Annotated in this window: 10 protein-coding genes; 1 reads left to right on the top strand and 9 read right to left on the bottom strand. The window is 40.2% G+C overall.

Features of this window, described 5'->3' with window-relative positions; translation table 11 throughout:
• Window positions 1-356, bottom strand: a 356-nt coding sequence (locus tag Q0058_RS11965; RefSeq protein WP_298224240.1) for a PorP/SprF family type IX secretion system membrane protein, incomplete at its 3' end; no start/stop codon positions are given.
• A 62-nt stretch (window positions 357-418) separates the two neighbouring features.
• Window positions 419-8,563 carry a gliding motility-associated C-terminal domain-containing protein gene (locus Q0058_RS11960; protein WP_298224238.1) on the bottom strand — a complete coding sequence of 2,715 codons (8,145 nt, stop codon included), beginning with the start codon at window positions 8,561-8,563 and terminating at the stop codon, window positions 419-421.
• Window positions 8,564-8,748: 185 nt separating this feature from the next.
• Between Q0058_RS11960 and hflX the strand changes: the two genes are divergently transcribed.
• On the top strand, window positions 8,749-9,975 hold the full coding sequence (hflX, locus tag Q0058_RS11955) for a GTPase HflX (protein ID WP_298224236.1): 1,227 nt from the start codon (window positions 8,749-8,751) through the stop codon (window positions 9,973-9,975).
• A 79-nt stretch (window positions 9,976-10,054) separates the two neighbouring features.
• Here the strand turns inward: hflX and Q0058_RS11950 are convergent, their stop codons facing one another.
• The 7 genes from Q0058_RS11950 to Q0058_RS11920 all read right to left on the bottom strand — a co-directional run bounded on the left by Q0058_RS11950 (window position 10,055) and on the right by Q0058_RS11920 (window position 16,711).
• Entirely contained in the window at window positions 10,055-10,972 is a 918-nt protein-coding gene (locus tag Q0058_RS11950) for a DUF3078 domain-containing protein (RefSeq protein WP_298224234.1), read from the bottom strand.
• A gap of 74 nt (window positions 10,973-11,046) precedes the next feature.
• Window positions 11,047-11,559 (bottom strand): DUF2480 family protein, encoded by a 513-nt coding sequence (locus tag Q0058_RS11945; RefSeq protein WP_298224232.1) that lies wholly within the window; start codon window positions 11,557-11,559, stop codon window positions 11,047-11,049.
• A 155-nt stretch (window positions 11,560-11,714) separates the two neighbouring features.
• On the bottom strand, window positions 11,715-14,189 hold the full coding sequence (locus tag Q0058_RS11940) for a T9SS type A sorting domain-containing protein (protein WP_298224230.1): 2,475 nt from the start codon (window positions 14,187-14,189) through the stop codon (window positions 11,715-11,717).
• A 114-nt stretch (window positions 14,190-14,303) separates the two neighbouring features.
• Complete coding sequence (locus tag Q0058_RS11935) at window positions 14,304-14,627, bottom strand: SUF system Fe-S cluster assembly protein (protein WP_298224228.1); 324 nt, start codon at window positions 14,625-14,627, stop codon at window positions 14,304-14,306.
• 4 nt (window positions 14,628-14,631) lie between these two features.
• Window positions 14,632-15,051 (bottom strand): SufE family protein, encoded by a 420-nt coding sequence (locus tag Q0058_RS11930; RefSeq protein ID WP_298224226.1) that lies wholly within the window; start codon window positions 15,049-15,051, stop codon window positions 14,632-14,634.
• Window positions 15,051-15,485 carry a hypothetical protein gene (locus Q0058_RS11925; RefSeq protein WP_298224225.1) on the bottom strand — a complete coding sequence of 145 codons (435 nt, stop codon included), beginning with the start codon at window positions 15,483-15,485 and terminating at the stop codon, window positions 15,051-15,053. Before Q0058_RS11925 ends, Q0058_RS11930 begins: the two co-directional genes overlap by 1 nt.
• A gap of 11 nt (window positions 15,486-15,496) precedes the next feature.
• Window positions 15,497-16,711: a cysteine desulfurase gene (locus Q0058_RS11920; protein ID WP_298224223.1), complete on the bottom strand. Its 1,215-nt coding sequence runs from the start codon at window positions 16,709-16,711 to the stop codon at window positions 15,497-15,499.
• Window positions 16,712-16,970: the final 259 nt, after the last annotated feature.

Genomic DNA, 16,970 nt, shown 5'->3' with positions numbered 1-16,970 from the left:
TTCAAACCAAAAGCCAGACGGTGTTCGCCACCTAAATTCAATGTATACGAGAAATCACCATACACATTGTTTTCTTCCACGGGGCCAATTTTATCAGAGATTATCGAAAGTCCGACACCTACATTTTTCCCGACAGGCAACGATCCTGAAAGCGAGAACGTGGCCGGAGCATCTTCGATGTCTACCCATTGTTTGCGGTATAACAATCCGAAAGACAAATTCTCTTTCGAGCCTGCATACGCCGGGTTGATCACGTTCATATTATACATATACTGCGTGTAGTGCGGGTCTTGCTGGGCGTTGGCTTCGAATAATGCAAAAACCATTATTAAAGTGGTATAAAATATTTTCTTCATTTTCTTATGTATTGAATTGTTTGATTGCTGTCTTTTATCGATTAAGCTAATTTATATCTCTGTTATTTTTCATGATTGATATAAATCCAGCCTGTTTTTGATTGTTCACCATTTCTTTCAATAACATAAAAATAGGTTCCATCAGGAAGCTCATCGCCACTATCTGTCTGACCATACCACTCATTAGTGTAGTTTGTCTTGCTATAAACTTTAGATCCGTATCTATTGAAAATTTCAAGTTTTGCTACATTTTGTCCTACTAAATCGAGGAAGTCATTAGAATTATCTCCAACTCCAGTTCCTTTAGGAGAAATTCCTTTCTGGATGGTACAGGAAATTGTTGTCGCATTATATGGTTTAGTAGCTGAGCAACCCTGATAAGTTACTTCAACGGAATAATTACCAACCTGAGATATCGTAAGCGGATTAGTAGTTCCTACAACATTCCCAGATGCAACATCTTTCCAAATATAGCTAGCGGTTTGAAAATTTGAATCAGAAGTTACCGTTAATAAATAATTGCCATTTAGACAACCTCCTACAATAGCAAAGTCAGGATTATCAGCTATCGTAACCGTTAACGTCTGTTGATTAAAACAACGATCTGTTATCGGTGTTACCGTAAATACATAACTATTTGGCACAACTGAATCAATGACCCCTGGAGCCCATGTTCCGATAAGACCGTTTGGCGACGTTGTTTGTAAAGCCGGTGCTGTGGCTCCTGAGCATAGGGTCAATGTGTCAACAAAATCAGGGTTTTCATACTGGGTTACCGTTGTTGTAATTGTTTCCGGTAAAGCACATTGCCCAGGTGTTGGTGTAAAGACATAATTACCCGATTGCGTATTGTTAATTGTCGCTGGCAACCAGTCTCCTGTTATACCATTGGTTGATGTTGCTGGCAATGTCGGTGCAGCTGTTCCGGTACAAAATGGTGCAATAGGATTAAATGTAGGAACAACCGTTGGAGCAGTCACTGTAACCGTAATAGTTTCTGGTAAAGCACATTGACCTGGAGTTGGTGTAAAGACATAATTATCTGTTTGCGTATTGCTAATTGTTGCTGGCAACCAGTCTCCTGTGATGCCATTGGTTGATGCTGCTGGTAATGCAGGTGCAGCTGTTCCGGCACAAAATGAGGCAATAGGATTAAAGGTAGGAACAACCGTTGGAGCAGTCACTGTGATGTTAATCGTTTTTGGAATCGCACATTGCCCTGGATTTGGTGTAAAGACATAAGCCCCGTCGGCTGTATTGCTTACTGTTGCAGGCGACCAGCTTCCGGTTATACCATCATTCGATGTTGCAGGTAATGTAGGTGCTGTAGTTCCTGAGCAGAATGAAGTAATTATACTGAAAGTAGGATCAATGGTCGGTACCGATATCACAACATCGTAAGTTTTAACCGATGCGCATTGGTTTGCAAGCGGTGTAAACGTATAGGTAGTCTGACCAATAGTTTGATTATCGATGGTTGGTGGTGACCAAACTCCTTGCACTCCGTTAGGAGAATAATCTGGTAACGTTGACACAACTGCTCCTGGACAATATGCCGGGAACTGAGCAAAATCAGGAACAATTACTGGATTTATCGTAATTGTAAAATCCGTATGACCGGTATCAATACAATTCGGTAAATCGGCAAGAACAGTATAAGTAATCGTATAAGTTCCAGGTTCTGAACCCGCTACGTCAACTACTCCTGTTGATGCGTTGATCAAAAGCGTATTTGGTAAATTTAGTGGAATTGTCGTATAACTATAAGTACCACCGCTGGTAAACCCTGTCGCTGAAGTATCCGGACTTATCGTTGCTACATTGTTACACACCGGAGTCGGATAAACTATAGTCGTCACTGGAGGATTCAATACGGCAGGTTGAATATTGATATCATTCAGTGTTGAAATACAACCTGTATTTATATCTTTCACTTGGATAAAATGAGCAGGAGGGCTAACAGCAACATTACTGAATGTCGTACTGGTTTGCCATGCTCCGCCATCAATATTGTACTGATAGGTTATAACAGTGCTTGAAGTAAACAAACCTACATCTGTATAATTTTGAGGCGTCGTAGCATTCCAGTCCACAACGGTCCAATCCGCAGCATTCCAAGTGGTACTCGGAGCAACTACGGCAGGGTCTCTTCTGTAGTCATATCCTGCTGCATTTAAAGGAGTAAAGCTAGTCCCATTAACACCCCAAACATCAACCACCACGTCTGTACTTGTAGTCAGTACGATGCTATCGTCTGTATTAACACCTGTACAGTTAAGAACTAAAGCAGGGGAAACACCTCCTTGATCAGGATCGGTAACCGGAGTGCCTATTCTTAAGATTTTTGTAGCATTGTTGGCGATTATTCCTGACAATGCTACGTCACCATTAGCTGTAGTGGCACCATTGGTATATACTTTCAACTTATAATTACTTAAATCAATCGCAGCGCCAGTTCCGTTGAATAGCTCCACATAAGATAATGATGGAGAAGTAGATCCCGACGGTTCATCTGTCACTTCGGATATAAACAAATTAGATCGCACTGTTCCTGTTGTTGGAGAAACTGGCGCTGTAACTTCTACTGTTCCTGTTAATACCGCACAAGTTGGTTGCGTTATGGTAACCACAGGAGTTGGTGTCACATTAAATGTTACGAGAATTTCGTCCTCAACTGGATTCAAACCACAGGCTCCTGTAACTTTATACGTTCCAGACTGAGAAACAGTAAGTAATGCTCCGGTTTCGCCAGGGATAGGTGTAGTTGAACCATTATAATACCACTCAAATGTAGAAGGTACATTGTTCGGATCATCTGGGTCTTGTAATGCGTTAAGTGTAACTGTTGGGTCACAAACTGATTTGTCTGGTCCTAATCCGACACTACAGCAAATTGTTTCACCTGCTGCGGGGTCATCAAAATTGGTTTGAACTAATTTGATGAAACCTGGATCATCACTAAAATTAGTAATTAAGATTACATAATACTCATCCTGTTGCGCATTCGGAATACTAAGGGTTTCGGTAAAACTTCCAGAATAACTACAATCAATAATATTACCAAGTGGGTAAAAAGTACTATTGGTAGGTGGGAAATTATCAAACGGACACGTAGGGCAATCTACAAAAGCAATTTGTTGGCATGCCTGAGTCGAAGTAAATGGTCCCCAAGCCACAAAGTCTACATCCAGAGTGGTTCCTGTAGGGTTTCCGGCAGCGTCTATCACTGTGTTTTGAAGAATATTAAATGCCAATGGTCCTGTTTCTCCTACATGCAAAGTATAATAAGTTGGATTAGGATTAGAACCTAAACAAGCAATTTCTCCCGTGCTAAGAATTCCTGTAGTATTTTCGAAAATATAAGGCGTTGATGGGGAAGAACCACAGAACGGCTGTGCGTTTTGACACGTAGAAACCGATTTTACGCATATATCAAATGTAGCCACCTGACTTGCGGCTGAATTAGACCACACTCTGATATAATAAGTCTGACCTACTACAAATGTTGCGTTATTACTTTGTAAAGAATTGGCTGCACTACAATATTTAAGCGTCAATGCGCCACAGCTTCCTGAGTAAACAGCATGATTCAAATCTTGTGTGGTACCTTGTACATTCAATAAAGAAATAAAATGTCTTGGAGAAAGCGCTACAAAACTAAACCAAACATCGTCATTTGCATTTCCTACACAAGTTGTTGGAGCTGGTAGTGAAGCCGTAGCGCCAATGATATTTCCTGGAGTTGTAGAGTTACATGTGGATGAAGGATTTACGGTAAGTGCTATTGCAGTAGCACATTCATTGTTGGTTGCTGGAGGCGGCGGTGTTTTAACACACACATCAAATGTAGCCGATTGGCCTGCTGTATTTCCTGCAGAATAGGCTCTAATGTAATAAGTGTCTCCTATGGTTAATCCTGTAGCAACACTATCTGGTCCTGCACTACAATATAGGTTAATCAATCCTCCCGTACATGATCCTGACCATAGTGAATGGTTGATGGCAATAGTCGCTGTACTAGGTGTTTCAACTATATTGTTGCTTGTATTAATGATATGAATATTATTTGTGGCAACAAATTTAAACCACACATCATCATCCGTCGTTCCGCAATTTGCTCCTGTTCCTGCAGGCAATGATGGTGTTGCCCCCAAAGTATTTCCTAAAGTGACAAGTGTACAAACTTGATTTGGATTCACAGGAACATCTATAGCGCCATCACAATTATCATTTGCCGGAGGAGAAGTGATGCATAAATCAAAATTTACCGACTGATTGGCTGTTGTTGACGCATTATATACTCGAATGAAATAAGTCTCTCCGACTGTTAATCCAGTAACTGAGCTATTCAAAGCGGTGCTGCAACTTAATTTTGTTAAAGTCCCGCAGGTTCCTGAAAAGACGCTATGGTTTATAGTAGCAGTGCTCGGTGTAGCTACCAAATTACTAAAGTTAAGGCTTTGGCTTTGCGCTTGAGCCACAAAACTAAACCAAACATCATTGTTGGCTTGTCCGCAACCGGTTCCCGCTAATGGAGGTGATAAAATTGGTAACGAAGCCGTCGCACCAAGCGTTGTGCTGGATACCGTATTGGCTGGAAGACAAGTTTGACCAGAATTTATAGGTACTGGTTTAGCTGTTAAACACTCATCGTTTAATGGCTTGGTAACAAATATCGTTGGCGTTAATGTAGTCCAGTTACTTTCCTCTCCAGGACCACATAGCGTTTTTACATAATATGTATAAGATGTAGATGGCGTTAGTGGTGCTCCATTGAATAAAGTTAATTCATAAGGATTCGTAACTGGCGAAATGGTTGCAGGCGTCGGCGGAATATTGGTTGGTGCCGGGCCTCCTGTCAGGACAACATACAATGCATATTGTGTTGCCTGCGGCGTTGAATTATCGGTCCAACTCAAAGTGGCACTATTGGTTGTAGTAACTGCCGTCATGCCTGTTGGTTTTGAACAAGCGGCTGGCGTACAATTCGCAGTGGAGTTGTATAAAATCGTCAATGGCGTTCCTTCATTAGGTGCTTTTGTATAAATAACATCTAAAAAAGGGTTTTGAATAGAAACGCCAATATCGTTTGGAACTGTTCCTGCTGTATTCCAGAATAAATCAAAAGGAACGCCCGTACACAAAGCTACAGATACTGGGGCTCCGTTTACTTGAGCAGCTCCTAAAGTAGCAATGACAATCCCGTTTTGTCTTACTTGCATTCTACCATTATTCCATGAATTACCGTTAGGATTGGTTAAAACAAATTTGTAATTACATTTATTAACAGGATCACATATTAAGGTATTAAACACAACAGCTGTCGGAGTCCAATTACTAGAATCCGTTGGAGAACAAATCGTTCTAATATAGCAATAATAGATAGTTCCTGAAGCTAAACCTGTTAAAGGAAGTGGAGAGAAAGTAGTTGTCACAAACGATAATGTTCCATTCGTTATATCAGGGTTGGCCGTAGGTGCAGCAGGAGCAACCGGGCCAGTTGGGCCAGCCACTGCGGGAATTAATAAAATTTGCCATTGGGAGTCAGTTGGTTGACCTTTAACCCAAGTTACAGTAGCAGTAGTCGTCGTAATAGACGCAGCCGGTACCGCTGGCGAGGTAGGTTTAAAACAGGTAGGCAAAGTTGTAAAAGCTTTTGGCCCCACAATGCTACTATAGCCATCAGCGCCACCACAATTAGATCTTACATAAAACACATAAGCCGTATCAGGATTCAATAGTGGTGTTGTTGTTGGTGTATATATAAAAGGGTTGGTTGGTGCTGTTATCCATGGATCCGTCGGTAATGGTGTTGGAGAACCCGCCGGCAATACAATCACTTCCCATGCCGTTGCAGTACCCACGTTAGTCCAACCTAATTTGACTGTATTAGTTCCGATTTCAGTTGCCGTTAAACTTGCCAGTGTAGGTTTAAAACATCTTTCTTTGGTTTTAAAATTGATGCCACTCGTCCATACACTCGGACCGTTTGCAGAACAAACTGATCGTATATACACGGTATAATTTGTGTCTGGCAACAATACCGGTACAGATAACTCGGTAATGAAAAAAGGAGGAGGTGTATTAGTAGTATAAGTCGGCGTTGAACTGGCCGTAGGAGCCGGTGATCCTTGTGTTACTACATAAATCTCATAACCTAAAGGTGCTACTACCGGAACTGTCCAGTTGATTCTAGCGGTATTAAAAGTTACAGTCGCCGCAGGAACTGCAAGTCCTGTTGGAGGCAAACACAAAGGATTAATACAATCCACCGTACCTGTATATAAAGTAGTTCCAATCAACGTAGGGCTCGCGGCAGTCATCGCATAAATCTGCTGGTTGAAACTGTTTTTGATACTGATTCTGATTTCGTCAGGTGCATCACCTCCAACGCTCCAAAATAAATCGAAAGGAACAGTGTTACAAAGCGGAACCGTAACTGTTGTTGGACCGCCGTTTGTAATCGTTGCGCCAAGCGTAGCCACAATCAATCCGTTCTGGATCACTTGCATTCTTCCGCCTTCCCAACCATTTGTTCCTGTATCGGTAAGTGTAAAAGTATAATTACATTTATCGGCTATCGGACAAACAGAGGTATCAAACAAAAAAGGTCCTGACCATGGGCTGAAAATACCGCCTCCACAATCATTTCTTACCCAATATTGATAAGGTTTTGCGGCTTCTAAAGGAGCGCCTGCCAAAGTAGTCGTAAAAGTATAGCCTGTGTTCTGGGTGGTTGGAGTTCCTGCTCCCACCGGAATAGCTGCCCCGGCAGTCTGAACAGCGATTTCCCATGCAGTCGCTGAACCTGTAGGTTGAGACCAAGTAGCTGTTGCGCTTGTCGGCCCCACTGAGTTAATTCCTAGTCCTGTTGGTTGAGGACAAGAAGTTGCGTACTGTATATTTAAAGTATAAGGGAAACTTGTTGTAGCAGCAGTAGATGAAATCACTACATATATCGTTTGTCCTGTTGTTACAGGTACAGATGGTATAATTCTGATATTAGAGTTAGTGTTTCCTACACCGCCAAGACAAGCGCCTCCAATACTGGAACAGGCATTAGCATAAACAAAAACTCCGGTATTGTTGGCACCGTGAGGATCCATGGTGATGTATAAATTCCCATCAGCAGCAGCAACATATTTGTATACTACATCGCTCGATGCTAAATAGCCCGCTGTCGCGCCACATCCTGCTGCCGTTGTAGAACCACTAATATTATTTCCGTAAACTGACGTATTGCTAGTATCAGAATAAGGCAATGGTGTCACTTCAATCGGTTCCGCACAAGTCATTCCTAACGGATCGGTATTCCAATTGAATGGCCCTTCCCAAGCACTATTGGAATCCTGACAAATCGACCTTACATAATATTGGCAAGGTGAACTAGGCACTAAACCAGTTGCTTGATAAGTTCTAGGTGTCGAAGAACTTGTGAATACAGGTGATGTAATCACATTTGGAGCAGGCACATCTAACACAAAGCCAGCAGGCCCATATTGCACCTGAAATGTAGTATAACTAGCAGATGGTGCGGTCCATTGTAATGTTGTCTTTGTAGCCGTTATTGTTGCTGTATTAACGTCAAGAAATTTAGGTTCTAAACATTTTTCAACGATTTTCACATCATCTACCAACCAGCGGTCACCAACTATTGCAGGTCCGGGTTGTGTGGATACTTTAACAAAAGCAATATATCTTGCCCCGGTAAAAGGCAAGTCAATAATCTTTTCTTCATAGTCGAGTTGCGTTGCAGTAATGGTACTGAGTTCTGTTTCAGTATATTCTTTAACAAGCGTATAAGCCGTTAAGTCATCCTGATTGGCAGAAGCAGACGCTCGTATCTGATATCTGGCCTGATTATCGTCTCCAATAATCGTCTGTTTGGTGAAAAAACGCAACTGACTATTTGCCGCGATGACGCGCTGAGGTGTTATCAACCATTCTTCGGCTAAAACTCCCGGTAAATTTTGTGTGTTGATAAAGGCAGCTCTACTGCCGCTATTGGCCACATGAGGCAGCTGAACATTGCGCCAATTCGGGTTGGTGTTAGTCCGGTTATCTTTTACTAACCAGTTACCGGAATTCATAGTCCACACTCCAAAGGCATCCGGAGTATCTGGTGCGCTTTCAAAATCCTCATTTAACTGAGAATAGCCGAGCAGTGATGAAAACGATAGTAAAAGGATGAAAATAAATTTTTTCATAAAATGAAAATTTAGTTGGTTTATTATAGTTTTGTAATTTTCGAGCACCAAATTTAACAAAAATTATGAAAGCATTAATATAAATTTGTTTTTTAACGGTTTTATGCAATGTTAATCCTAATATATGAGCAGAAAAACCAAATAACTGTTGTGGTTTTCATTAGCTTTGCAGTAGAAATTTAATTATGCTAGAGAAAGAAAATATCAATTTTGAAAGGACGGTCGTCGTGGGCATCGTCACGCAAAATCAACCTGAAGAAAAGCTTACGGAATATCTTGATGAGCTTGAATTCCTGACCTTTACTGCAGGTGGCGAAGTCATCAAACGCTTTTTCCAAAAAATGGAACGCCCGAATCCGAAAACTTTTCTCGGAACCGGAAAGATGGAGGAGATCAATCTTTACGTCAAAGAAAATAAAATTGACACCGTCATTTTTGATGATGAACTATCGCCTTCACAACAGAAGAACATCACTAAAATCCTCAATTGTAAAGTGCTCGACAGAACCAATCTGATCTTGGATATTTTTGCCCAAAGAGCCGAAACTTCCTATGCGAGAACTCAGGTAGAATTGGCGCAATGTCAGTACTTGCTTCCGCGGCTCTCCGGAATGTGGACCCACTTAGAACGTCAAAAAGGAGGTATCGGAATGCGCGGCCCGGGAGAAACCGAAATTGAAACTGACCGCCGAATTGTGCGCGACCGCATTGCATTACTCAAAGAAAAAATCAAAACCATCGACAAACAAATGTCGATACAACGCAGCAACCGTGGCGCTATGGTTCGTGTTGCTTTGGTCGGTTACACAAACGTTGGTAAATCTACGCTGATGAATGTCATTAGTAAAAGTGAAGTATTTGTCGAAAACAAATTGTTCGCAACTTTAGACACAACCGTTCGTAAGGTCGTGATCAAAAACTTACCATTCCTGTTGTCCGATACTGTCGGGTTTATTCGAAAATTGCCGACACAACTTGTCGATTCTTTCAAAAGCACGCTCGACGAAGTGCGCGAAGCTGATTTATTGTTGCACGTTGTCGATATTTCGCATCCTGATTTTGAAGACCACATTGCCTCGGTCAACCAAATCCTGCTCGACATCAAAAGCAACAACAAACCCACCTTGATGGTCTTCAACAAAATCGATGCCTACAAGCATCTTACTATTGATCATGATGACCTCATTACTGAAAAAACAAAAAGGCATTACACTTTGTCCGAATGGAAACAAACCTGGATGAACGATGTTGGTGAGAAAAATGCGTTGTTCATTTCGGCCATCAATAAAGAAAACCTTGAGGAATTCAGAAAACGCGTCTATGAAGCCGTTCGCGAAATTCATATTACACGTTTTCCTTACAACAAGTTTCTTTATCCCGATTATGAGGATGCGGTTGAAAAAGAAGATTAAGCAACATTTCCTTTTAAACCCAATAAAAAAGACCTTTAAGTTTATCCTAAAGGTCTTTTTTTATGTATTATATCTAATTTTAAAATCCGTAATTCGCAGCCAATCCGAATATTTGTCTTGTTTGTAATCCGCGAAATGCATTGTCATCATATATCGCCTGAAACACCAAGTTCGTAGTCAAATATCGGTTGATTCTCATGACCATGGACAAGGTATAATCAATGTCTACGTTTTGGCCGTCTTCGAGATAATTGGAATAAAGATTCAAAGTGTTTTCCATCGAAACATTGAGCATCAAATCTAATTTGTAATATGATGAGGCATAAAACCCGAGTTCATATCTCGAACTTTCACCTTCTTCAACCCCAAAATAAGCTTTTTCAGGAAGTGTGAAATCAGCATCAACAAAAGTGATTTTCGAAGTTAACGGCGCAAGATTGACTTTCAGATTGTCACTTTTCTTCCAGAACATTCCCGGGCCGAAAGTCAGGTAGCCTGGTGAGAAAACGTTAGTATATTCGGTTCTAATTTCTTTTCCAAAGTCATCTTTCCCATAAACATATCCCTTGGTAAATTGCGTTCTGAAATTCAAAAAGAAGGAGTAATACCATTGTCCAATGGCTTTTTTACCCAATACAGAATTAAATTCAAAACGGTCGTCGGTTTTTTTCTCAAAATCAGAATTTTTAGTTTGAAGCAAACCATACGATGCAATGACTTTGTTGTCCCAAGTAATATCTTTTTTCTTGTAGTTGAAATCATAATTGATTCCTAAATTTCCTGATAAATTATTTTCGCCGCCGGCTACCCAGTTATTGAAATTGGATTGGTTAAAAAGAAAAATAATGTTGCCTTTTTTCTTCCAGCCATTACTTGTAGTATCTGTTATTTTCTTTACCGCTTTTTCTGTGTTGGCAATAATTTCTTTCTCTGCGTCTTGGGCGCGTGACAAGCCGATGCTAAACAAAAGCAACCCTAATAATAAACCTTTTTTCATCTGTTAATTTGTTTTATTTTCGGGGTAAAGATATTAAAAACAGTTAATAACGCTACAATGCAAACTATAGAATTTTAAGATTTTACCGCTTTGAATAACGGAACCGCCGAACAAGCTTCACCATACATAATGCTTTTTGCAAAAGGTTGTAATCGTTGGGCAGCCATAATATAAGCACTCATCGGAACCGGTTTTTTAGAACAACCTTTTAAGATAACGGGTTTGTCTTTATATGAAGTATAATCAAGTGTTGGAAGCACTTCCTGATAAAGCGCGGTTTCCAAATCTTCTAAACTGCCGGTAACGGTTTTTGCTGCGTAGGGTTTAAGATGCAATGACACTAAAATCATCGCCCAAGCCGGAACAATGGCGTCCGTGCTGCAATAAACTGCAACATATTGATTTTGATATTGCGTCCAATCGTAACTTTTCAAAGCTTCTCTGAAATCCTTTTCTTTCAAAAGGAATCCTTCAAGCAACCATTGTGAAATATCGAGTTGCGATCGAATTCCTTTGGTGTAATAATCTTCTAAATCGAAAACTTCCAACGCACTATTGGCTACTCTATTGATGATTTCTTCTTCCATGTTATGTTTCGCTTAAAATATAAGTGAGTGCCAAAGTTATTAAGTTTCTGCTATTCATGTCTTAAATAAAAACTAAAAGTAATTCTATTGGAAATAAAAAACCCATACAATCATTTTATAGAATGCATGGGTTTTACAGTAAAAATCTAAGTTATTTATTCAATGACAAACTTGATTACGGAATCAAGTCCATTAATGTCTTTATATCTTAAGAAATAGAGTCCTTTCTTTAATGAAGATACATCAATGGTAATTTCATTCTCATTTTCTGCAAGCAATCCTTTGCTGTTTTTAGAATTGATTCCAAGAACCGTACTGCCATAAATGTCGGACACATTGATGATTTCACAATCGTTTTTTGTTACCGTAATGAATTGTTTTGCAGGATTAGGGAATAATATCGGTTTCATAATGGTTTTATCTGAACCGATTGCGTCCGGATCATCTGCCATTCTGTATTGGGTAGTACCGACTCTGTTTGTTTTATAGGCAGTACTGGTACAAAGTGCCGTGATTTCGCTTTGGGTTGCCTGAACAAAAATATTCGTAGGGCTAGCCGGGTTGTAATTTGGCTGCGCTGCATAAGTCTGAGCGTCTGTGATATAATTTGATCCGCTCATGTTATATCCTGCCGGCGCCACTTTTAAATCTACAGGGTAAGTAACTACGTATAGTACGTTTTGAGCATCTGGGTCGTCAAGCCTTTTTAAGTTTAAAACCATTTTAAGCTTGAAGCCTTTAATGACAGGATTTAAGAATTCTTGTCTTGGGGTTACTAGAGAAGGATTCGATACCGATATATTTGAATTGCTTTTGAAATCAAAGGTACTCAGTGAAGTCCACGAAACCGGTAATGTAGCATTGGTCTGTTGATAGCTGAAGGGTCTGACTGATGTTGACTGCCATGCACAAGTCGATGGAAAAGTACCGTTTCCGACGTAGCATCTCCATTTGTCGAATGTTGCAAACTGGTTGTAAGACAATCTTCTTTTTTTACCAGAAGTAGTAACCGGAGTAACAGTGTTTAAAAATGAAAAAGAATAGTTGTTTTTGAAATTATTAGCTCCAATTGGTTTGTATGCATTTTGGAAAATAAATTCCCCTAAATTAACCGATGGCCCTGTATCGGTTCCTGTGATTGGCAATCCGTTTGCTGTATCCATATTGACTCCTACAACTTTTGGAGACGGATAGAGAACACCATACTTTAATGATGGTTTTTCATATTCCACCATTAACATAAACTCTGCGTCTTGAAGCTGTAAATGGCTTGCAGGATTAATTACATATTTGAGTTGTTCTCCCGACAATTTATAATTTCTTTGTTTGAAATCATAGTCATTCGTAAATTCCCAATATTCAGGAGATGAAAAACTACCGAAAGATTCCCTGTTTAAGAAACTGGTTCTTGTGGTACTTTCCGTATAATACATAACAGGATTGCTGAGTAATGCAAAAACACCAAGTGTTTCGTTATATAAAGGCTGACCGCCAACAGTACCCGGCAGGATATTATTGTGTATCGAACCTGGCAGTCCAATCGTTTGATTGTGCATCGGATCCTGCGTTGTAATATTACCCGATATATTAACATCAAGGTTAACACTCAAAGGCGCAAGGCTTATTGGCCCGTCTCCACTAGCTCCTCCACCGAATAATCCGCTGAGGAATTTTACGCCCGCACTTACATAAGGGAATGCTTTCAAGCCTGATTTGATAAAACTATTATTGTTTAAGAAAGTTCCCAGGCTGTTGATGGCGTTTATAGTAACTCCGCTATCGGCAAGGTTTTGGTATATCGTCTGATAATTTTGCATGAAGCTTTGTACTCCCGAATGAACCTGCGAGGCCGCAGAATTAATAGAAGTTGCAGTTTTCCAGAAATTCCCGTTGGAAGTTGCATTCCCCTGACCATTCGTTATAGTTGTTATCGTTCCGTTTATCTTTCCTGTCAATACCACTGACGAGTTGGTTATTAATTCAGAATACAGGAAAAGCCTTGAATTTTCGCTGAACGAACAGGTGCATGGGTCGTAGTTTAATTTAAAATCGGCATAACCCCACGAATTGTTATCATTATAAAACTTTAAAGCTGTACTTATCGATGGATTTTTGACGTGCGGCGTATTTAACGCTTTTTCTCCAGTCGACATATCCAGTATATTGGTTTGGAATCCCGGCGCAAATTTAAGGGTGAGCTGCGCGCCATTATAATTGGAATTCCTGCACCATTTTACAATGATTCGGACAATACCGGTATATTTATTATACAACATAATGTAAGTGTGCTCCGGTGTGGCCTGCAAGAGCACATTATTGTTGTCAAAGCCCATATTATAGGCTATCATTTCCCATCCGTCAACAGGTTTCATGTCTTTTGGAATCGAAAGATTCAACATCTCGGCCTGATTGGATTCAAACGGATTTAACGTGAAGGCATTAGGAATACAAGTAGAATTAATTGGATAAAACTGATTCGAGGTTGTCCAATTAAAATTGTTGAGATAAGTCGGTTGTTGTGGGTTAACCGGACTTGTAGGGTTGGTGGTAACTCCATTCGGTGCGCAAAAGCTTTGTGAATGAGCAGAACAAATAACTAAGAAGGCGGCAATCATTAAAAATTTTTTCATGTGTATATAAATTTATTAGTTCATTATAAAGCTAATAAATTTTTAAGAATTTTTAACACGAAAATTATGTTAAGATTACGTTAAGATTATGTTGAATAGCTAATATGTAGTCTTTTACAACATTCCCAGTTCTAATTTAGCTTCTTCACTCATCAGGTCCTTGCTCCAAGGCGGATCGAAAGTGATTTCAACTTCAGCGCCTTTAACATGCTCGATCGCTTTTACTTTTTCCTCTACTTCGCGTGGTAAAGTTTCTGCAACCGGACAGTTGGGGGAAGTCAGCGTCATCAGGATTTTTACTTCATAATCCTCATTGACCATCACATCGTAAATCAAACCGAGTTCGTAGATATCGACCGGAATTTCAGGGTCGTAAATGGTTTTGAGTTTTTTGACGATTTCCTCGCCGAGTAAGTTGGTGTCTATTGCTTGTTCCATAATGTTATTTTTTTGAATCGTACGCGAGTGCATACATTTTGATTTGTTTGATCATTGAGACCAATCCGTTGGCTCGTGTCGGCGACAATTGTTCCTTAAGACCAATTTCGTCTATAAATTTCGTATCCGCTTCTAAAATATCTTTGGCTTTCTGGTTGGAGAACACACGAATCAGAATCGCGATGATGCCTTTGGTGATGATCGCATCACTATCCGAGGTGAAAATTATTTTTCCATCGGTTTCTTCGCCATGCAACCAAACTTTAGATTGGCAACCTTTAATCGTGTTTTCTTCTATCTTATACTTTTCTTCAATTAGCGGAAGTGTTTTTCCCAAATCGATGACGTACTGAAAACGCTCGTCCCAATCATCAAACATCGAAAACTCATCGATAATTTCTTCTTGTATTGTTTTGATGCTCATTATTGCGGTAGTGCTAAAAGCGTTATCTTGTTGACCAATTTTTCCAGTTCCACCGGCGGGTTGTTATGATCGAATGATTGTGAACTATAGGTTTTTCCCTGATAAGTGATTTTCAAATTCGCAATCGCAGCACCGTCATAAAATCTTTTTTCAGTCGGACCTTTGAAGGTTGGAATGCCTTCTAAATCGACTTCCTGAAACGCATCGATGATTTTTTTCCAGTCAGCATTAGAAATTTTCTGGTCTACCGTCGGATTCTCATTATTGCGCTCTTTCGACACACCAAATTTCTGGTTCTGTACGACTATCTTCTGGAAAAAACCACGCGTATTGGCGGTATATTCAATCTTCGCTGTTTCAATATCTTGTTTTTGCTCAGCATTGCATCCTTTTCCCAAAAAAATGGTCAAAAAAAGTAGTGAGATAATTTTCATAAGCTATAGTATTAAATCAACATGGCTTTGGCTTTCTGAATCGCATCGACCATGATGTCAATTTCTTCTTTGGTGTTGTAAAAGGCGAACGAAGCGCGGATCGTTCCCGGTATTTTATAAAAATCCATAATCGGCTGCGCGCAATGGTGGCCGGTTCTTACGGCAATTCCTTTTTTATCGATGATGGTTCCGATGTCGTACGGATGAATGCCTTCAATGTTAAACGAAATTACGGAAGTTTTTTGTTTTGCGGTGCCAAAAATTTTGAGCCCGTCGATTTCGAGTAATTTTTGGGTGGCGTATTCGAGCAATAGATGTTCATACTCCGCTATGTTTTCAAAACCTATATTATTGAGGTAATCTATTGCGGTTCCGAGTACGATTCCGCCTGCAATATTCGGCGTTCCTGCTTCAAATTTATGCGGCAAATCGGCGTAAGTTGTTTTTTCGAAAGTGACAGTGGCAATCATTTCGCCGCCGCCTTGGTAAGGTGGCAATTTGTTGAGCCACGCTTCTTTTCCATAAAGAATTCCCGTGCCGGTTGGGCCGCAGATTTTATGTCCGGAGAATACATAGAAATCGCAATCGAGTTTTTGAACATCGGGTTTTAAATGCGGTACTGCTTGCGCGCCATCGATTAAGATTGCTGCTCCAACAGTATGCGCTTTTTGAATCATTTCAGCAATCGGATTGATCGTTCCCAAAGCATTTGAGATATGGTTTACCGCTACGATTTTAGTGTTCGTTGATAATAATTTTTCATATTCGCTTTGAATCAATTCGCCGTCTTGATTCATCGGAATGACTTTTAAGGTCGCTCCGGTTCTTTCGCAAAGCATTTGCCAGGGCACAATATTGCTGTGGTGTTCGAGCGCAGAAACCAATACCTCATCGCCTGCCTTTAAGCTGGAAGTGAAACCATTCGCTACGGCATTGATGCTGTGCGTGGTTCCCGAAGTGAAAATGACTTCGTGAGCGTGTTTGGCATTAATATGTTGCTGGATTTTTTTTCTGGAAACCTCGTAAGCATCGGTGGCCATTTGGCTTAACGTATGCACACCACGATGGATGTTTGCGTTGATTTCAGTGTAATATTTTGAAATCGCGTCAATAACGATTTGTGGTTTTTGCGAAGTGGCGCCGTTGTCAAAATAAACGAGCGGTTTGCCATTGATTTTTTGGGAAAGTATCGGAAATTCGGCTCTTATTTTATGAATGTCTAGCATAGCTTTTTTAAGAAAATTCTACGTACAAAAGTAGTTTAAAACAGTAAGAATTGTGACAAAGACTTGTTAATAAATTGAGGTTCAATGCAAGACAAAACCCTAGCCCCGATAATTTGATATTAAGAGGAGGAAGTCCTGTGGACTTCAGGTATTTATTATTCTTCGATTAGAAAATAAAACTTCTAGCATTATGCATACACCTAGCCCTGATAGTAGTGAAAAGCCCACAGCGCAGCGAGGACTTGTAGCGGATAGCGGG

Source organism: Flavobacterium sp. (assembly GCF_027484705.1).
GTDB lineage: Bacteria > Bacteroidota > Bacteroidia > Flavobacteriales > Flavobacteriaceae > Flavobacterium.
The sequence above is the reverse complement of the archived record's forward strand: the minus strand, read 5'-3'. Positions and strand labels throughout refer to the sequence as shown.

What these genes read in the sequence shown, in the direction of transcription:
- Q0058_RS11920 (WP_298224223.1), bottom strand. Translation starts at nt 16,711, where the DNA reads ATGCTAGACATTCATAAAATAAGAGCCGAATTTCCGATACTTTCCCAA.
- Q0058_RS11945 (WP_298224232.1), bottom strand. Translation starts at nt 11,559, where the DNA reads ATGGAAGAAGAAATCATCAATAGAGTAGCCAATAGTGCGTTGGAAGTT.
- Q0058_RS11930 (WP_298224226.1), bottom strand. Translation starts at nt 15,051, where the DNA reads ATGAGCATCAAAACAATACAAGAAGAAATTATCGATGAGTTTTCGATG.
- Q0058_RS11935 (WP_298224228.1), bottom strand. Translation starts at nt 14,627, where the DNA reads ATGGAACAAGCAATAGACACCAACTTACTCGGCGAGGAAATCGTCAAA.
- Q0058_RS11925 (WP_298224225.1), bottom strand. Translation starts at nt 15,485, where the DNA reads ATGAAAATTATCTCACTACTTTTTTTGACCATTTTTTTGGGAAAAGGA.
- Q0058_RS11960 (WP_298224238.1), bottom strand. Translation starts at nt 8,563, where the DNA reads ATGAAAAAATTTATTTTCATCCTTTTACTATCGTTTTCATCACTGCTC.
- hflX (WP_298224236.1), top strand. Translation starts at nt 8,749, where the DNA reads ATGCTAGAGAAAGAAAATATCAATTTTGAAAGGACGGTCGTCGTGGGC.
- Q0058_RS11940 (WP_298224230.1), bottom strand. Translation starts at nt 14,189, where the DNA reads ATGAAAAAATTTTTAATGATTGCCGCCTTCTTAGTTATTTGTTCTGCT.
- Q0058_RS11950 (WP_298224234.1), bottom strand. Translation starts at nt 10,972, where the DNA reads ATGAAAAAAGGTTTATTATTAGGGTTGCTTTTGTTTAGCATCGGCTTG.